Source organism: Archangium gephyra (assembly GCF_042230915.1).
Lineage (GTDB): Bacteria > Myxococcota > Myxococcia > Myxococcales > Myxococcaceae > Archangium > Archangium gephyra_B.
Genome location: NZ_CP102578.1, coordinates 5125488 through 5143029, shown reverse-complemented (window position 1 = coordinate 5143029; position 17542 = coordinate 5125488). Strand labels below are relative to the sequence as shown.

Here is a 17542-nt window from a genome sequence, read left to right as displayed (position 1 = left end):
CCGCGCCCCGGCCCTATTGCACCACGGGCCGGGCGGGCCGCGCGCAGTTCTGGAAGAGGATGCGGCCCGCCTCGCGCAGGGCCCGGTTCTCGGTCGCGTGGTTGGAGCGCATATGGGCCTCGGCGAGGTTTGCGTCCGTGGCCTTGCCCTCCGCCGTGCTCGCCGTGACGGGATTGCGTGAGAGGTCCGTGGCGGCGTCCTTGAAGATGGAGCCGTAGTCATCCCCGCCCCCGAGCAGGAAGTCGGGCATGGCCACGCGGTACACGATGGATGGATCCGCACGCGGCGGCAGCGGCACCGTGCGCGCATTCACCTGCAGCCCCACCACGCGCTGGCCCACGGGACGCTCGCAGTCCACGGTCACCGTGGTGCCCTCGGACACGTGCAGGAAGGCGCCCGAGGGGAAGAGGATGGGCTGGCCCTCCGGGTACAACCCCGCCACCGCGTGCTCGAACATGGCCACCAGCTGCTGCTCGGTGAGGTTCACCGTCACCACGGCGTTCTCGAAGAGGAGGACCTCGTGCAGGAGGCCGTTCTTGAGCGGGCCCTTGGGGATGACGGTGCGGGTGACGCACAGGCCCTCTGCGCGCAGCGAGCCCCCGTTGACGATGCCCAGCTCCGCGGGCGCCTTGGACGCATCCTCGGCATGCCGGAAGGCATCCGCGGCGAGCTGCCCGAGGGCGTTGTTGTCGTGGCGGGCGTAGGGCCGCTCGAGGAAGACGTCCTCGGCCAGGTAGCCGACGGTGGAGTCCGGATCGGCCACCAGCGGCTGACAGGGGTCGTTGTACTGCAGGCAGCCGAGCCCGGGAGCAAGGGCCACGGCCAACAGGGCGGCGGTGAGCGTGCGGGACATCAGTTGCGAGCCCTCAGGGTGAGGAAGGCGGAGACGCCCTCGCGAGGAACCAGGCCGGGCATGCGGTCCGGCCGGGGGACGTCGTCGCGCAGGTCCGAGTCGAAGACGTTCTGCACCACGACGGCCAGCTCGAAGTGGTCGCCAATGGGCTCGGTGCGCACCTGCGCGGTGATGAGGCCGTAGGCCGGAATCTTGTAGCGGCGGATGAGCTCCAGCACGGAGCGGGTGTTGTTGCGCCGCTCGGCGCCCGCGCGCACCACCACATCGAAGTTGATGAAGTCCCCGATGGGCATGGACACGCCGGCGTTGAAGCGCGCCTGGGGGATGTCGGTGAGGTAGCGGTGGTTGGAGGGCAGCTCCTGGTCCTCGGCGCGGAAGAGGCTCGCGTTGACCCAGGTGGTGGCGCGCTTGGAGGCCTCCAAGCGGGCCTCGCCCTCCACGCCGTAGACGATCACACCCAGCTCGCGGTTGCGCACCGGGACGATGTTGCCCGAGGTGTCCACCGCCGCGATGGGGTTGGAGAAGCTCTCCAGGAAGGCGTTGGCGCGGATGCGCACGCGCGACTCGCCGGACACCTGGATGAGATCCGCGCCGGCCTCCAGCGTGTTCACCACGGCGGGCCGCAGGGCCGGGTTCCCCTCGAAGCGGCCCTGGTTGTAGTAGGTGTTGGGGATGGTCTCCAGCAGCTCCTGGAGCGTGGGCGGGCGGAAGGCGCGGCCGTAGAGCAGCTTGATCACGAGCGAGTCGGTGGGCGAGAAGACGAGCCCCACCCGCGGGTTGACGCTCGGCACCAGCTGCGTGCCGGTGATGGCGTTGGTGTCGTCCACGGAGGGCAGCTGGGTGGCGTCCACGCGCACCCCGAAGGTGAGCGTGAGCGGCTCCACCACCGTCCACTGGTCCTGCGCGAAGGCGCTGAACGTCAGGCGCCGCGACGCCGCGCCATCCGCGATCTTCAGCATGTCCACCACCCCCTCGGGCGTGGTCAGCGAGGGCCGGCGCCGGCTGTCGAGCGTGTAGTTGGTCTCGTAGCTGTACGCGCCCAGCATCTGCAGCTCGGCCACGGCGCCCAGCGAGAGGCGGTTGCCCTCGAAGAGCGAGACGTCCGAGTCCACGCTGGTGCCCAGCGAGCGCACGGTGACGCGCGTCTGCTCGAGCATGCCGTCGGGGAAGAGCTGGTTGTCATCCGGGCCGGTGCGGAAGCCGTCCGGGCCGATCTGGAAGAGCCGGTCCGTGCTCTGCTGGTCCCCGTAGAGCCGCGCGCGCAGGCGCACCCGGTCGTTCAGCTCGTGCTCGTAGGTGACGTCGCCGAGGAACACCTGCCACCCCAGGCGCGAGCCCGGCCCCACCGTGTCGAAGAGGCCCACCAGGGCGGAGCGGTCCTCGGAGAGCAGCCGCGCGGAGACCTGGAGGCGGCTCGCGGAGGACAGCTCGTAGCCAAACCCCAGGCCCAGGTTGAGCAGGAAGCGATCGTCCTGGGTGGTGCCTGAGGGCTCCAACGGCTCGCGCAGCTTCTGGGCGAGCGTGTCCGCGCTGAGCGCATCCGTCTCGATGGGCGAGGAGTCCCCCACCTGGTGCCAGAGGTCCGCGTCGCCGAAGAGCTTGAAGCGGCCAAAGGAGTGCGCCCCGGAGACATGGCCATCGAAGGTGGTGGCGGGCCGGTCGTCCAGCTTGGGGAAGCCGCCCCCGGAGACGGCGGCGAGCAGGCCCTCGGAGCGCTGGGTGACGATGTTCACCACGCCCAGGAAGGCACCGGCACCGTAGAGCGCCGAGCCGGGCCCGCGGATGACCTCGATGCGCTCCAGGTTCTCCACCGGCAGGTTCAGCAGCGCCTTGCCATCGAAGAAGCTGTTGAGACGCTGGCCATTGAGGAGGAAGAGCACCTCGGCGTCGTTGCGCAGGCCGCGGATGGCGACGCGGTGGAAGCCCTGCACGTCACGGCTGAGCGTGAGGCCGGGCATCACGTCCAGCACGTCCGCCACCGTGCGCGCCCCGAGCGCGCGGATCTGCTCGCGGCCGAAGGAGGCGGCGATGGCGGGCACCTTCTTCACCTTCTCCTCGTGCCGGGTGGCGAGCGCCAGGGTGTCCTCGGCGCTGTAGAGGGCGAGGTCCTCCTCGAGCTCCGAGCGCTTCGGCTCGGGCTGCTCGGGCTCGGCGGACCGGGACGGGCGCACGGGGGCCGGGCGGGAGGCGTCACTCCCCGTGTCCGCGGGCAGCTCGGCCGTCAGGGCCGCCATGGCGTCATCCGACCCGGACTTCCGCGCGGGCTCGGGCCTGCGCTCGGCCTTCGGAGCCGGCTCCACCTTCGCGGGGGGCTCGGCCTTCGGGGCGGGTTCCCCCTTCGGAGCGGGCTCGGCCCGGGCGGTGGGCTCGCTCCTGCGGCCCGGCTCGGACCTGCGCTCGTTCCGGACGGGAGGCTCGGGCTTGGCGGGAGGCGCGGCCCGGACGGAGGGCTCGGGCTCGATGGTCCGGGTGGAGAGCGGCGTCCGCGCCGAGGGCACCTGCCCCACCACGACGACACGGGCCGGCCGCGCGGCGTTCTTGAAGAGGGGCACGCGCTCCCCTCCGGGAGTGAAACCCTCCACGTAGTACTCGACGCCGGGCGGGGCCAGGCTCGAGGCCGGAATGGTGCCCCGGTACAGGTCGCCGTACTGCAGCTCCAGCGGGGCCTCGGCGTAGGGCTCGCCGGGGCCGCGGTAGCGGATGACCATCCGCATGATGCGCTGCGTCCCGGTGAGCACGCCGTCCACCACGAGCGCCACCCCGGGCTCCGCCTGCCCGGGCGCGTTGTGCAGCAGCGACGACTGCTCCTGCGCCATCACGGGCAACGCCGTGAGGAGCACGAGCACGAGGGCGAGGGGGCGTGATCTCGTAAGTACGGATTTCACGGTCAACCCCGATCGTCCCCCGAGGGGTGCGGCCCGTCAAGGAAGGGGGGTCCCAGGGGCCGAATTTTTGCCGGGCTGGCACTCGCGTGCGAGTTGTGATCGTCCATGCGCGCGTCGCTCGCCCTCCACTTCGCCCTGTTCCGCCGCCAGAAGGCCCAGATCGCCCGGGCCATCGAAGGGCAGTCCGCGGCCTTCCGGGCCTACGAGGCCCGTTACCGCCGGCGCACGTCCGAGTACCGGCGGGTGCTGCCAGCCTCGGCGGTGTCCCAGCGGGTGCAGGCGGCGGACGTGGTGTACGTGGGCGACTACCACACCCTGCCGCTCGCCCAGGAGACGTACCTGGAGCTCGTGGAAGGCGTGCGCGAGGCGGGCCGCCGCGTCGTGCTGGCACTCGAGTGCGTGGAGGGCCGGCACCAGGCGGCGGTGGAGGCGTACCTCGCGGGACGGCTGGCGGAGCGGCCCCTGCTCGCCCGGCTGGGACATGGCACGAGCCAGGGCTCCTGGTCCGGCCTGCGCACGCTGCTGGCCTACGCGAAGCGTCATCGGCTGCAGGTGGTGGGCATCGATCGGCGCGCGCAGGGCGAGCGCTCCCTGGAGCTGCGGGACGCGTACGCGGCGGAGCGGATTGCCCGGGCGGTGCGAGCGGAGGACAAGCCGCGGGTGATGGTGCTGGTGGGCCAGTACCACGTGGCGCCCTGCCACCTGCCGGAACAGGTGGAGCGGGCCCTGGGTGAGGCGCACGGAGCGCGCGGGCTGGTGGTGTACCAGAACGCCGAGGGCGTCTACTGGCGGCTGGCCCGCGAGGGCAAGGTGGGCATGTCGCAGGCGGTGGAGCTGCCGGACGGCGCGCTGTGCCTGCTGAATGCCTCGCCGGTGGTGTGCCAGCAGAGCTTCCTGGACTACCTGGAGGCGGAGTCCGGGGACTCGCCGCTGCGGGACAGGAGCGCGGCGGAGCGCTTCCGGGAGATGGCGAGCCTCATCGGCCGGTTGGCGGGAGTGCCGGTGGGCCGGTCGCTGGACGAGGTGGAGGTGGTGACGGCGGCGGACGAGGACGCGCTAGGGCGCATCCAGCAGCGGGGCCGCTTCACGCAGGGGGAGCTGCTGCAGCTGCGGCGGCACATCCTCTCGCGGGAGAGCTGCTACATCCCCCGGTCGCGGACGGCGTACCTCGCGTCGCTGTCGCTGAACCACGCGGCCGAGGAGGCGGCGCACTTCGTCCGGCACTGCGCGGTGGGAGACGCGATGGAGGCGCCCCGGCGGGCCTCGGATGCCTTCTACGCGCGGTGCCTGGAGGAGGCGCTGGGCTTCTTCGGCTCGAAGCTGGTGAACCCGCGTCGCACGTGCCTGGGCACGGGCGAGTGGGCGCTGCGCTTCGCCGGAGCCCGGGGCGTGGAGCGGCAGATCGCCGCGTTCGTCCTGGCGCACAAGGCGGCGGAGGTGGAGGTACCGGACGAGGCGGTGAAGCTCCTGCCGCTGCGCAAGGACCGGCTCTTCCACGGCGTCAGCCACGCGCTCGGCTACCTGCTGGGAGACGCGCTCTACCGCGACTTCGACGGCGGCCAGGTGGACCGGGCCGAGCTCCGGGCCCTGTTCCGCGATCCCCTGGAGGACCCGAGGGCCACGTACTTCGATTGGGTCCGCCGCCTGTCCCGGTGAAGGCAATGACCAACAACACCGCCAAGGCCATCTCGGACCTGATGGTGTCAATGGGTGCGCAGCTGAACGAGTCCATCCGCCTCGTGCAATCAACGGAGGACGATGTCGAGTTCAGGCGATACCGAGACTCGGTTTCCAAGATCATGACCACCATGCTCCTGGAGATCATGAACCCGATCTACTCAGAGCATCCCGATCTGAAGCCTCCAGAACTCCGATGAACGCTCGAGCCTGGCAGCATCTCGACTTCGATGACCCGACGGTCGCCCCGGCCCTGGAGGTGCTCCAGGCCTTGCAGCGGGAGGACCGCGAGGTGGTGCGCTACCGCATTCCGGAAGGCTTCTCCCCCTACGATGAAGCAGTGGCGGGCGAGATCATCGAGCTGCAGCAGCGGGTCCTCGATGCGCTCCGGAAGCTCGTGCCTCCGGGAGAGCGCCTCGCCGTCGTGAATCCCGAGGACCACCACCCTCCCCTGCTCTTCCATCCCCACGTGCCCTTCGAGGACGTGAGCCGCGAGCGGCTCTGGGGCTACAAGCACTACGTGATGCCCGCATGGAGGGTGGGGCTCCTGCCCGATGGGGAGAGCTGGTGCTTCGTCGGCTCCGACTTCGCCTGGGAGGCCCTCTACCGCGTCACGGGCCCTTCCGAGCTCGTCATCCGGGGCTCCCGCCTGCTCTCCCTGCTCGATCCGCCATCACTCCGGCTCCTCGCACGCTTCGAGCAGGTCCCTGCTACCCGGGTCCGCCGGGCAGGGTGAGCACCGCGGCCCCTACGACTGCCAGTGGTGGAACTCCTGCTTCAGGTAGACGTTGCGGCAGAAGCGCCCCGTGCGGACCACCGACCTGCCCCACTCCTCGAGGCACGAGGGCAGCATCGCCGTGAGGGCCTCCAGCTCGCGCAGGTGCACGCTCGATTGCCTCGCGGCCTCCAGCTCCGCCTCCGCCTCGCTCATCCCCAGTTGCATCAGCAGGGTGAGCGCGTTGGACTTCCCCTCGCGTGACTCCCGGTCGAAGCTGCGGATGTCGTTCGTCCAGCGCACCAACAGCCCCAACTCGCGCAGGATGTCCTCGATCAGCGGATCCTCCGACAGCTCGTGCTCGACCTCGGGGGCCAGCACCATGAGCACGGCCGCGGCCCACATGGGCAGCGAGATGCTCCACTGCCCCGCCTGCAGATAGTCCTCGAACTCCGGCAGCAGCCGCTCGCTCTGGAACAGGCGCTTGGAGCACAGCTCCGCCTGATGGCTCGCGCACATCCGCCGGAAGTGCTCCCGCCACAGCCAGCCGAAGCGCCCCGCGCCCGGAGCGGCCATCAGCTCCAGCGTCAGCTCCTTCAGGGCCGCCCCCACACACTCGGCCTCACCCCGCGCCGCGTCCCAGTGCTCGCTGCCGGGTGACTCCACCGTCAGCAGGTAGCGATCCATCATCCACAGGCGCTCCTCCTCCGTGAGCTCCCCCAGCTCCCCATCCGCGATGTCGTCGATGGCGAAGGTGATGAGGCCCACCTTGGTGAGCAGCACGTTCTGCGCGAAGGTGGAACCCGGCACGGCGGCGACCGCCCCCGTCAGCGCGGTGGACTGCACCCGCGAGGCCGCGATGGCCGGATACCGCTCACACCACTCCGCCAGCTCGGGCATCAGCCTGTTGCACAGCTCGAACACCCGCGCCTGCGCGGCCTGCGGAAAGAGCCTGTACTCCTCGGCGGAATACTCGTTCTTCAGCTTCCGGGTGATCTCGAAGTGCTTGCCGCGCACCCCCACGTCCGTGGGAGCCGGCGACGCCATTCCCACCACGATCATCGTCTCGTCCACACCCGGGCGGGATACGAAGGACCGGGTCATCTTGCTCCCCCTCGGGGATGTGGTTTCAGGCTCACCATGTCGCCATCATTCTCACATCTTCACGCCCAGTGCCAGAAGATTTTTACTGCCTCACGGGAAATCCAGCCGGCCTACCTGACCGGACGGGTTGACTCCCTGCTGACTCCATGACAGTCCCGGCTCGCGCTGAGGGTGGGCTGGATCGGGCGCATCGAAGGGGGCACAGGTGACTGGACAGGTGAACCAGGTGGACATGGCGGATGAGAGACAGCAGGCGGCGCTCACGCGGCGCATCCTGTTGTTGCTGCTCGGGTCGAACATCCCCCTCACGCCCTTCTCCACCTACACGGCGAGCCTGTTCGTGGGACTGGAGCGGCCCGAGGACGTGCGCGCCGTGCTCGGCATGCTGGCCCTGGTGGTGGTGTTCAACGCAAGCCTGGTGCTCTTCCTGGTGCTGCGCTTCCTGGTGCAACGCACGTTCGCGCTCCACCCCACGGACAAGGAGGGCGCCCGGCTCGTGCGCATCCTCGAGCTGCCCTCGCGCATCGCCTTCTTCTGCGTGCAGCTCACCTGGTTCCACGCCGGCGCCTGCTTCATGCTCGGCGTCTGCCTGATGACGGGCCAGAGCCTCCAGGCCGTCCTTCCCGTCACGGCCATCGCCTCGGCCTTCGGCGTGCTGTTGACCTTCCCCATCGTGCCCGTGCTCGAGCACTGGATGATGAAGCACGCCCTGGCGGAGCAGGAGCGGCTGGGCGGCAGGCACGTCACCGGCCGCGGCTACTTCTGGCCTCGCCAGTCCTGGTACCAGCCGTATGCGGTGGCCAGCGCGTTGGTGTCCACGCTCTTCCTGGCCGGGGTGGTGGTGTTCATCAAGATCAACCGCGTCCAGGAGCAGTTCGTCGCGAGGTTCGAGGCGCAGGGCGCCACGCAGGTGGCCGAGCAACTGCGTCAGGCCTCGGGGGAACTCATGCGGGAGCTGGGCGTGCCGTTCCTGGGCCTCTTCGCGCTCGTCTTCATCTTCCCCACGCTGGTGGTGGCCTTGCAGGTGTGGAGGCAGTCGCGGGCCATGCACACGGTGCGCGAGGCCATCGAGGCGCTGGCCACGGGAATGCCCAAGGCCCCCGCGTGGGTCTCCACCGACGAGGCCGGGGACATGGCGGACGGCATGAGGTCCGTGCTCGTCAAGCTGCGGGAGATTCCCGTCACCCTTCAGTCCTCGGCCAGCCGCCTGTCCGAGGCGGGTGAGAGCCTGAGCAGCGCCATCGAGCATCAGCGGCAGAGCCTCACCCAGCAGGCGTCCTCGCTCCAGCAGGCGCAGGTGACGTCCGAGGAGATCAAGCAGACCTCGGAGATGGCCGCCCAGAAGGCCGAGGCCGTGCTGACGGTGGCCGCGCGGGTGGAGGAGCTGGGCCGCGCTGGCGAGCAGGCCCTGCAACAGAGCCTCGAGGGGCTCACCACCTTCCGCCAATTCGTGGATGGGATGCGCGACAAGGTGTCCCGGCTGGGTGACAGCACGCGGCAGATCGGCCTCATCACCACGACGGTGAAGAGCATCGCGGACAGGTCCAACATGCTGGCGCTCAACGCCTCCATCGAGGCCGTGCGCTCCGGCGAGCACGGCAAGGGCTTCGCCGTGGTGGCCCGGGAGATCCGGGGCATGGCCGATCAATCGCTCCAGGCCACGGGCCGCATCCGCGACATCCTCCAGGAGATCACCCTCGCCATCACCGATGCGGTGGACATGAGCGAGCAGGGAACCCTGCAGCTCGAGGACGGCATGCAGCGGATCAAACGCTCCGGAGAGAACTTCCGCGAGGTGTCCGACATGGTCCAGCAGAGCACCACCAGCGTGCGGCAGATCTCCGCCACCGTCCGCCAGCAGAACGAGGGCATGACGCAGATCTTCACCGCCATCCGGCAGCTCTCCGTCATCATGGAGGAGACGGTCAGCCGGATCGACTCGACCCAGCAGGCGTCCCTGATGCTCAAGGCGGTGTCGGACGAGGTGACCCGGCTCGGGCACGCCTACGAGCATCGGCAGCGGGCGGAGGGATAGCGGCCCGCGTCAGTCCCCGGGCGTGGGGAACACCAGCAGCCGGCCCGAGCGCAGCAGCACCGTGAGCTCGGGGCGCTTGTCTTCGAGCAGGTCCACGGGCCTCACCCACTCCACCTGGCCCCCTGGCTCGTAGCGCCGCGGCGCTCCCCACCGGCCCTTCTCCGTCCCGAGCGACACCCACAGCACGGTCCCCTCCGCGGACGTGCTGACGACATCCGGGAGGCCATCGGCGTCCAGGTCCTCCACAGCGATGATCTTCTCCCCCGTGGGCGGAGCGCACTGGAAGGGAGCCTGCAACGACCCGTGCCCATCGCCGCGGTACAGCACCACGCCGCCGCTCCGCTCCTGCTGCTGCACCAGGTCCACCGCTCCGTCACCATCCACGTCCGACACCCCGAGGAACGGGCCGGAGGAGAAGCGCCGCTCGAACCCGTGTCCCGGCAGCGTGGTCCCATCCGCGGCGGTGGGGTTGAGGTTGATGCCCAGCGTCGTGTGGAGCAGGTCCAGCGTGCCGTCGCCGTTGAAGTCCCCGGCGATCGGATCTCCCGCCCCGGGACACCGGTCATCCGGCTCGTAGTTGTGATCCGTCAGGAGATCCGGGCGGAACATGCCGTTGCCCAGGTTGGTGAAGCGCGTCCCCCGCCCGGTGCAGGGCCCGATGAGAGCGGCCGCCACATCCACGAGCCCGTCCCGATTGAAGTCCGCGGCCACCACGCCACCGCCACCTTCCGTGAACCCGAGGGACTGGCTCCTCGCGAAGGGCTCCGTCACGTCATTCCACAGCACGCCCACGTAGGGACCGGCCCCGCTGTCCAGGGTGCCGGCGAGATCGCTTCGCCCATCGCCGTCGAGGTCCCCCGCCGCCAGGCTGAGCATCCGATAGCTTCCCGCGACGTCCCTGACCGTGAGCACGCCGTCCCCCGGGTTCGACACCAGCCGCACGCCACGCTCCGGCAACGCGAGCGCGAGCTCCCTCCGGCTGTCTCCATCGAAGTCCCCCACGGTCACGTCCGAGGTCACCACCTTCGTCTCCACCGCCGCCAGCGGAGACACCGCCGGGAGCGGGGAGGCCCCGCCGGACTTCACCTCCAGGGGACACGTCAGGGGGCCGATCGGCTCGCGAACGGGCTCGTCCGGGACGGCATACACGGACACGGTGTTGTCATCCGCCTCGGCCACCAGGAGCTCCGGCGTACCGTCCCCATCCAGGTCCGTGGTGGCCGCGGCGCTCGGAGCCCGGCCCACTGCCAGCAGGGCGTGAGGCACGAGCGTTCCATCTCCAATTCCTCGCAGCAGGGACACCGCCTCCGCTGGGCCGTGCAGCGCCACCACGTCGGGCAGCCCATCCGTGTCCAGCTGCACCACGGCGACGTCGCTCACCTCGGCCTCGAATTCCACCGAGAAGGACTCGGAGAACCCACCACGGCCATCGCCCAGGGACACCCGCAGGGAAGCGGCGTCCGACGCGAGGAGATCCGCGTGCCCATCCCGGTTGAAGTCCGCGGTGTACACGTGGCGGATGCCATTCCAGGGCAAGGTGCCACCCACTCGGACACGGCCCGACTCATCCCCGAAGAAGAGATTCCCCGCCTCCGGGCCCGACCACCGCGATGGGAGGCGGTTGAACACCACATCCGGGAAGCCATCCTCGTTGTAGTCCGCGACCGTTGCGGTCAGCGAGGACTCCAGAAAGCCGACCACCTCGGAACCGGTCTCCTGTCGGCGGAGCTCCGAGAACTCGAAACGGCCCTCCCCGGCATGCCGCAGCAGGGAGAAGACCGCGAAGCCACTCGGGTAGTCGTAGTCATCGTAGTTGCCCAGGGCCCAGAGGAGGGGCGTACCGGTGCGCCCCGTCCAGAGACCCAGGCTGGAAACCATCCCATCGCTGGGGACGTCTTTCGCCTCCACCCCCACGAAGGAGCCATCCCCCCGTCCGAGCCTCACATCCACCCCGTAACGCGTTCCCACCAGCAGATCCTGGTGGCCGTCTCCGTTCGCATCACCCGCCGCGATGCGGCCCGACGAGCTCCACAGGGACTGCCGCTCGGCCACCTTCCCGAGCCCTCCGCGCCCGTCGTTGAGCAGCACGAGGAACTCACCGTGGCGGGTCACGTACTGGCTCGAGAAGTTACGGCTCTGCGCGTTGACGGCGACATCTGGCGAGCCATCGCCATTGAAGTCCCCGGCCACGAGCCCGCCCGGTCCCACGCCCGCGTAGAACGAGGCGCGCAGCCATGCCCTGCGCGGGCGCTGTCCCGTGCCATCCGGAGGCCGCTGCGGTTCTCCCTCCGAGCCGGTGTCTGGCTCGACGGGAGGCTCGCCCGGCTGCTCGCCCTCACCCACCGGGCCTGGGCCGGGCTCGGCGGGAGGAGGCTCCCCGGGCGTTGGTTGGAAGACATTCTCCGGAGGGAGGGGCTCCGCGGGCTCCGGCTGCCCCGCGTCCACCGCACCACATCCCGTGTACAGCCCCGCGCTCACCAGCAGGCCCACACGTGCCCACTTCCCCCAACCACTCCTCGCCGCCATCGCCACTCTCCCCCGCTCCACTCGCGGTGTACTTGCGCACGGGACAGAGGGCTCGCAAGCGAACTGTGACGGGCGCGCGGACGCCGCCGGGCTGCTCCCCCTGAGCCGGCTACCGCCGCGGTGTGACCCGGGCCGCACCGAGCGCCACCAACGCATCGGCGAGGCGGTCGATCTCCTCTCCTTCCAGACCCGTGGACGCCAGCTCCTCACGCGCCTTGCGCCGCGTGGCCTCACGGTCCAGCCCTCCGGGGACGCGCGGCACCAGGGTGCTGAGACGCGCGCTGATACGCGCGAGCGCGGGCCGGAGCTCCGCATCGAGCGAGTGCACGGGGGCCTCGGCGGTGGTCTGCGTGCGGAGCTGAATCTTCTTGGCCGCGTCCATCTGCGCCTGGAAGAACGCGGTGATGGCCTCGTCCGGAGGCGCCGCGATGCCCAGGGCCTCCGCGGCGTCATGGACCTCCTTCCGGGCGGCCTCGAGCACCCGCGCCTCCTGCGAGGGCACCTCGATGGGTTGGCCCTCGCGCTGCTTGGCCGCGGCCACCAGGGGCATCAGCGTCAGCCGCTCGGCCGTCGCGGAGAGCAGCGCGTCCACCGGCGTCGCGGTGGGCCCGGTGGCACCGGGGCCCAGGTACCGCGCACGGAGCTGCCCGAGCGCCCCGCTCTCCTCCTGCTGCAGGAGCCACGTGTCCAGATCCGCGGCCAGCCCGGCCCGCGAGGGCTCCACGTAGAGCGCCACCACGTCCCGGGTGAACGGGCCGACGAGCTCGATGCCGGAGAGGCCCTCGGCCCAACGCGGTCCCTCGACGGTGTTGCTGAGCGCCGCGTCGGCCTGCCCGGTGGCCAGCGCCTCGCGCACCGCGTTGTCGGAGATGGCGAGGATGCGCGCCTGCTGGAAGTGGGCACGCGCCACGCGCTCCAGGTGCCCGCCCCGGTTCACCGCGAGGCGGAACTCGGGCCGGTCGAGCGCGCGCAGGAGCGCGAGCGGCTCCTCGGGGGTGGAGCTCCCGGGCGGAGGAGCCCAGGACGGACGCCGCAAGAGCAGCAGGGCGCCGTTGCGCGCCACGGGCACGGTGTAGCGCCCGGCCAACGAGCGCTCGGGGCGGATGGTGAGGCCACTGGCCGCCATGTCGAAGCGCTGGGCGCCGAGGTCCGCCACCAATTCCGGCCAGCGGAAGCGCACCCATTCGAGGCGGTACCCACGAGCGGCCGCGTAGGACTCCATGAGCGCGGCGTCGAAGCCAGACGCCTGCCCATCGCGCAGCGTGCTGAACGGGGGATAGTCGCCGCTCGTGCCTACGCGGAGCACCCGGGTCTCGCGCGAGGGAGCGAGTGCCTCGGGACGGGCCGCACACGCGGCGAGCAGGGCCAGCACGGCGCCCGCGAGCAGGGCACGGGCGTGCGCGAGTCCCAGGAACACGTTCGGATGAGGGGAAGGTCGCATTCTTAGACTCTGCCCCAGAGCGGCGCGAGCGGTCTCAGTGATTGATGGGCAGACCCCCCACGCACCGGGTGGCGTGGAACGTCCCGGTGCCCGTGGCGCCATACTTGGCATCGCAGATCTCGAGCTGGCCAGTCGGCGCCGTCGAGTCCGGAGTGATGGCGCCATCCACGGCCATCCGGAACCCCCACCCCACCACGTTGGCCTGGTCATCGAAGAAGGAGAGCTGGCCCGTGGCACTCCCCGCGGGAGACGACTGGTCGAAAAGCGCCGTGAGATAGGCATAGCCGTTCGACTTCCCGAAGCAGCCAGGACAGAGCGAGCAGTAGTCATCAGGACACCGCTCCGTCTGCTCGTACTGGTTGGTGTTGACCAGCGTGTCGCACAACCGGGGATCGTTGGAGACGATGAGCTGGAACCGCGTGGTTCCACGGATGGGCACGAAGGCGGCGGAGACCCAATCGATCGTCCTGGGGTGCAGGGAAACAGAGAGACTGCCCCGGGCGGTCCCGGGTTCCAGCCCCGTCGTGGGCGCCTCCGGAACGGGCGGGCAGGAGGCCTCGATCTCACAGCTCGCGCTGCACAGGTCTCCGTTCACGGTGTTGCCGTCGTCACACTGCTCCCCCGCCTCGAGCCGGCCGTTGCCGCACCGGGGAGCACACGGGCCACAGTCGAGCGTCCCGCCACAGCCATCGGAGATGACGCCACAGGTGGCACCCGCGGCGGCACAGGTCGTCGCGGTACAACCACAGACATTCGGCGTACCGCCGCCTCCGCAGGACAGCGGCGCCGTACACGTCCCGCAGTAGAGCGGCTCCGCGCAGCCATTCAGCACCGTCCCGCAGCTGGCGCCCTCGTCTTCACAGGTCGTCAAGGTGCAACCACAGACGTTGGGCCGTCCACCCGAACCACCTCCGCACGTCCACGGCGGCGTACACCTGCCACAATCGAGCACTCCTCCGCAGCCATTCGGGAGCGGACCACAGTTGGCACCCGCGGCGGCACAGCTCACCGGGGTGCAACCGCAGACATTCGGCAGCGCGCCCCCGCCACACGTCTGGGGCTCCGTGCACGAGCCACAATCCAGAGGCGTTCCACAGTTGTCGATGACACCACACTCCGCGCCGCGTTCAGCACAGCTCATCGGCGTGCAACCACAGACATTCGGTGTGCCAAATCCACCGCACGTCTCGGGCGCCGTGCACGTACCGCAATCGAGCACGCCCCCGCATCCATCCGGCACCTCGCCGCAGTTGGCTCGGGCCTCGGTGCAGGTCATCGGTGTGCACCGGGGCCAGGGAATGCAGAAGCACCCGGCACACGCGACGGACAGCGCCACCGCGGCAAGAGTCAGCAACGCTCGGACTGGCATGTCTCTCCCCTCGAATCCAAGGACTACGGCGAGCCCGTTCCGCCATCCGTGCCTTCCGCATGGACCACGCGGAAGCGCAGCGCTTGGCCGGACACAGGCTCCACGGTCCGCCGTCCCAACGCATTGGGGACGAACCAGACACCGCCTTCATCATTCACGGCCCACAGCTCGTACTCCCCGACGGGGATGGCACCGAGCGTGGTCACCACCCTCCCCCGCCCCGGCTCCTGGGTGATGGCCTGGGCCAACGGGACGACGAAGAGCTGGAGCGACCCGGCGGCGATCGTGATGCCCGGATCCCCCTGCAGACTCCCGAGGAAGGGCGTCAAATCGGGCAGCAGCGGGACGATGACCTGCGCGGGACGGCCCTGGCTGTCCAGGGGCACGGCCTGCCCGGGCCGGGGAACGAAGCGCAGGAAGAACTGGGGCCACACGTCCACCACGCCATCGCCGTTCACGTCATCCGGCGTCCCATCCCCATTCGTGTCCGCGAGCCGGACGAAGAACCGGGGCACGTCCCCGCGCAGCAGCCCGAAGCCCTCGCTGCGCACGTTGAGCGAGGCAACCGCCGTGGACGAGTCCGTCAGGGTGAACACCCCCTCCGTCCCCTGCTCCACCACCTGGAATGCGGGGAGCGGACGCCGCACCCGGCGAGGCAGCGAGAGGTCCACCGGCAGCGTCTGTCCCGGCTGCACGTTCAACTCGACGGAGGACTCAGGGACCCAATCCCCCGCCCCCGGTTGCGCGAGCACGTCCACGGTGAGGTCCGCATCGCCATTGGCATCGAGGAAGCCCCACAGCCGGTACACATCGGGGCCCACCCCGGAAAACCCGAAGCGCGCGTCTCCGGCGGCGAGGCGCACCTCGGGGACGGCGGCCACGTACCGGGGCTCTCCCCGCTGCTCGGGAGGAGCCTCGTCCGGGGCGAACAGGAACAGGAACGCATTGCCCACGGGAGGGCCGGCCAGCGCCACGCGGCCCTCGACCCGGGCCTCGCGCCGGGGCTCCGAGGAGGGAGGCACGGAACAGCCAGCGAGCACGAGCCCGAGGGCCGGAGCGAGGGCACGAAGGACGATGGAAGACACGGCGCCACTCTACCCTTCCGGGGGTGCTCGCGGCTCTGGCAAGGTAGCGCCCGACTCTCCTGGGAGATCACACCATGAAGATGAAGGACCGGGTGGAGAAGCTGGAAGAGCAGCGCCGCCGCAACGAGGGAATGGGCGGACCGGAGCGCATCGAGCGCCAGCATGCCAAGGGCAAGCTGACGGCCCGCGAGCGGCTGAAGCGGCTCTTCGACGAGAACACCTTCGAGGAGATGGGGCTGCTGGCGGGGGCGGACGGCAACCTCCCCGAGGAGAATGAGCCGGGCAAGCCCTCGCCGGCGGACGGAGTCATCACGGGGGTGGGAGAGATCGACGGCCGGCCAGTGGCGGCGGCCATCTATGACTTCACGGTGTTCGGCGGCTCCATCGGCACGGTGGGCGAGCGCAAGGTGGCGCGGCTGCGAGACATCGCGCTGAAGAACCGGATTCCGATGGTGTGGCTGGTGGACTCGGCGGGAGCGCGGCTGGAGGCGGGAGGCGAGGTGGACCCGCGGCGCCTGGCGAGCTTCGCGGACACGGGGTACCTGTTCCGCGAGCAGGTGGTGATGAGCGGAGTGGTGCCGCAGGTGGCGGCGATGGTGGGCCCCGGAGCGGCCGGCACGGCCTACATCCCGGCGCTGGCGGACTTCGTGCCGATGGTGAAGGGCACGAGCTCCATCGCCATCGGCGGCCCGTACCTGGTGGAGTCGGTGGTGGGCGAGAAGGTGACGGAGGAGGAGCTGGGCGGCTCGAAGGTGCACAACGAGCTGTCGGGCGTGGCGGACGCCGAGTACGCGGACGATGCGGCCTGCCTCACGGCCATCCGCGAGTACCTGGGCTTCTTCCCCGCCAACTGCGAGGAGAAGCCGCCGCGCAGGCAGTCCACGGACCCGTTCGACCGGCGGGACGAGGAGCTGCTGAAGGTGGTGCCGGACAGCCCGAGGCAGGCGTTCGACATGCACAAGGTCATCCTGTCGCTGGTGGATGACCGGAAGTTCTTCCCGCTCAAGCCGAGGTTCGCGCGCAACATCATCACGGGGCTGGCGCGGATTGACGGCTGGCCGGTGGGGATCGTCGCGAACAACTCGATGTTCCTGGGGGGCATCCTGGACGTGAACGCGGCGGACAAGGCGGCGCGGTTCATCAACCTGTGCGATGCCTTCAACATCCCGCTGGTGTTCCTGCAGGACGTGCCGGGCTTCATGGTGGGCACGAAGGTGGAGCAGCAGGGCATCATCCGGCACGGGGCGAAGATGATGTACGCGGTGGCGAGCGCCACGGTGCCCAAGCTGACGGTGGTGGTGCGCAAGGGCTACGGCGCGGGCTACTACGTGATGAACGGCCGGGCCTTCGAGCCGGACCTGCTGATTGCCTGGCCGGGAGCGGAGATTGGAGTGATGGGCCCGGAGGGCATGGTGTCCATCGCGGCGCGCAAGCTGCTGCAGAGCGCGGAGAGCCCCGAGGCCGCCGAGGCGATGAAGAAGGAGTTGGCTGACGGCTTGCGCCAGCACATCCGCATCGAGCGCACGGCGGCCATGGCCATGGTGGACGACGTGGTGGACCCGCGCGACACGCGGCGGCTGCTGGCGCGCGCCCTCAAGCGCACCGCCAACAAGAAGGTGGAGCGCCCCTTCCGCCGCCGGGAGATCTCCCCGGTGTAGCGATTTCGCCCGGTGGGGTTGAATCCCATTGGGGATACACGAGCCGAGGCTGGAATCTGCTGATCCGTCAAGGGTTTCCTGCCTTGGCTCATTCAGGCCCAGGCCCCAATGTCAGGGCACTTGGCGCCTGGAATCATTTACGCCAGTGCGCCATGAGAACTCTGGCGATCGTAGCTCCTTGTAGAGAGCCCTAT

General features: G+C 70.1%; 12 protein-coding genes. 5 read left to right on the top strand and 7 right to left on the bottom strand.

Annotated elements, in window-relative coordinates; translation table 11 throughout:
* Positions 1-13: 13 nt before the first annotated feature.
* Positions 14-853 carry a 5'-nucleotidase C-terminal domain-containing protein gene (locus tag NR798_RS20080; protein WP_375773103.1) on the bottom strand — a complete coding sequence of 280 codons (840 nt, stop codon included), beginning with the start codon at positions 851-853 and terminating at the stop codon, positions 14-16.
* Positions 853-3738, bottom strand: a complete 2886-nt coding sequence (locus NR798_RS20075; RefSeq protein WP_375773102.1) for a TonB-dependent receptor domain-containing protein — start codon at positions 3736-3738, stop codon at positions 853-855. The genes NR798_RS20080 and NR798_RS20075 overlap by 1 nt, the downstream gene beginning before the upstream one ends.
* Before the next feature lie 105 nt (positions 3739-3843).
* On the opposite strand from NR798_RS20075, the gene NR798_RS20070 reads away from it, so the two are divergent.
* From NR798_RS20070 to NR798_RS20060, 3 genes are read left to right on the top strand one after another with little or no spacing between them, the layout of a single operon-like run.
* Positions 3844-5394 (top strand): ChaN family lipoprotein, encoded by a 1551-nt coding sequence (locus NR798_RS20070; protein WP_375773101.1) that lies wholly within the window; start codon positions 3844-3846, stop codon positions 5392-5394.
* 5 nt (positions 5395-5399) lie between these two features.
* Entirely contained in the window at positions 5400-5615 is a 216-nt protein-coding gene (locus tag NR798_RS20065) for a hypothetical protein (protein WP_375773100.1), read from the top strand.
* Positions 5612-6151 carry a hypothetical protein gene (locus NR798_RS20060; protein ID WP_375773099.1) on the top strand — a complete coding sequence of 180 codons (540 nt, stop codon included), beginning with the start codon at positions 5612-5614 and terminating at the stop codon, positions 6149-6151. Before NR798_RS20065 ends, NR798_RS20060 begins: the two co-directional genes overlap by 4 nt.
* A 12-nt stretch (positions 6152-6163) precedes the next feature.
* Here the strand turns inward: NR798_RS20060 and NR798_RS20055 are convergent, their stop codons facing one another.
* The gene (locus NR798_RS20055) at positions 6164-7234 is read right to left on the bottom strand and encodes a terpene synthase family protein (protein ID WP_375773098.1); all 1071 of its coding nucleotides are present in this window, start codon (positions 7232-7234) and stop codon (positions 6164-6166) included.
* 232 nt (positions 7235-7466) lie between these two features.
* Here NR798_RS20055 and NR798_RS20050 point away from each other — a divergent pair, with 232 nt between their 5' ends.
* Entirely contained in the window at positions 7467-9269 is a 1803-nt protein-coding gene (locus NR798_RS20050) for a methyl-accepting chemotaxis protein (RefSeq protein WP_375773097.1), read from the top strand.
* Positions 9270-9278: 9 nt separating this feature from the next.
* On the opposite strand, the gene NR798_RS20045 is transcribed toward NR798_RS20050, so the two are convergent.
* The 4 genes from NR798_RS20045 to NR798_RS20030 form a co-directional block, all read right to left on the bottom strand.
* Positions 9279-11795: an FG-GAP repeat domain-containing protein gene (locus NR798_RS20045; protein WP_375773096.1), complete on the bottom strand. Its 2517-nt coding sequence runs from the start codon at positions 11793-11795 to the stop codon at positions 9279-9281.
* A 109-nt stretch (positions 11796-11904) separates the two neighbouring features.
* Entirely contained in the window at positions 11905-13236 is a 1332-nt protein-coding gene (locus NR798_RS20040; protein ID WP_375773095.1) for a transporter substrate-binding domain-containing protein, read from the bottom strand.
* A 34-nt stretch (positions 13237-13270) separates the two neighbouring features.
* Positions 13271-14107: a hypothetical protein gene (locus NR798_RS20035; RefSeq protein ID WP_375773094.1), complete on the bottom strand. Its 837-nt coding sequence runs from the start codon at positions 14105-14107 to the stop codon at positions 13271-13273.
* Positions 14108-14628: 521 nt separating this feature from the next.
* Complete coding sequence (locus NR798_RS20030; RefSeq protein WP_375773093.1) at positions 14629-15690, bottom strand: hypothetical protein; 1062 nt, start codon at positions 15688-15690, stop codon at positions 14629-14631.
* Between the two features lie 74 nt (positions 15691-15764).
* On the opposite strand from NR798_RS20030, the gene NR798_RS20025 reads away from it, so the two are divergent.
* A complete protein-coding gene (locus NR798_RS20025) occupies positions 15765-17348 on the top strand; it encodes an acyl-CoA carboxylase subunit beta (protein WP_375773092.1) in 1584 nt (527 codons plus the stop codon).
* The last annotated feature ends 194 nt before the right edge of the window (positions 17349-17542 follow it).

Excerpts from the sequence above, each read along its gene's own strand:
- NR798_RS20080 (WP_375773103.1), bottom strand. The coding sequence starts at position 853 with ATGTCCCGCACGCTCACCGCCGCCCTGTTGGCCGTGGCCCTTGCTCCC.
- NR798_RS20070 (WP_375773101.1), top strand. The coding sequence starts at position 3,844 with ATGCGCGCGTCGCTCGCCCTCCACTTCGCCCTGTTCCGCCGCCAGAAG.
- NR798_RS20065 (WP_375773100.1), top strand. The coding sequence starts at position 5,400 with ATGACCAACAACACCGCCAAGGCCATCTCGGACCTGATGGTGTCAATG.
- NR798_RS20060 (WP_375773099.1), top strand. The coding sequence starts at position 5,612 with ATGAACGCTCGAGCCTGGCAGCATCTCGACTTCGATGACCCGACGGTC.
- NR798_RS20055 (WP_375773098.1), bottom strand. The coding sequence starts at position 7,234 with ATGACCCGGTCCTTCGTATCCCGCCCGGGTGTGGACGAGACGATGATC.
- NR798_RS20050 (WP_375773097.1), top strand. The coding sequence starts at position 7,467 with ATGGCGGATGAGAGACAGCAGGCGGCGCTCACGCGGCGCATCCTGTTG.
- NR798_RS20045 (WP_375773096.1), bottom strand. The coding sequence starts at position 11,795 with ATGGCGGCGAGGAGTGGTTGGGGGAAGTGGGCACGTGTGGGCCTGCTG.
- NR798_RS20040 (WP_375773095.1), bottom strand. The coding sequence starts at position 13,236 with ATGCGACCTTCCCCTCATCCGAACGTGTTCCTGGGACTCGCGCACGCC.
- NR798_RS20025 (WP_375773092.1), top strand. The coding sequence starts at position 15,765 with ATGAAGATGAAGGACCGGGTGGAGAAGCTGGAAGAGCAGCGCCGCCGC.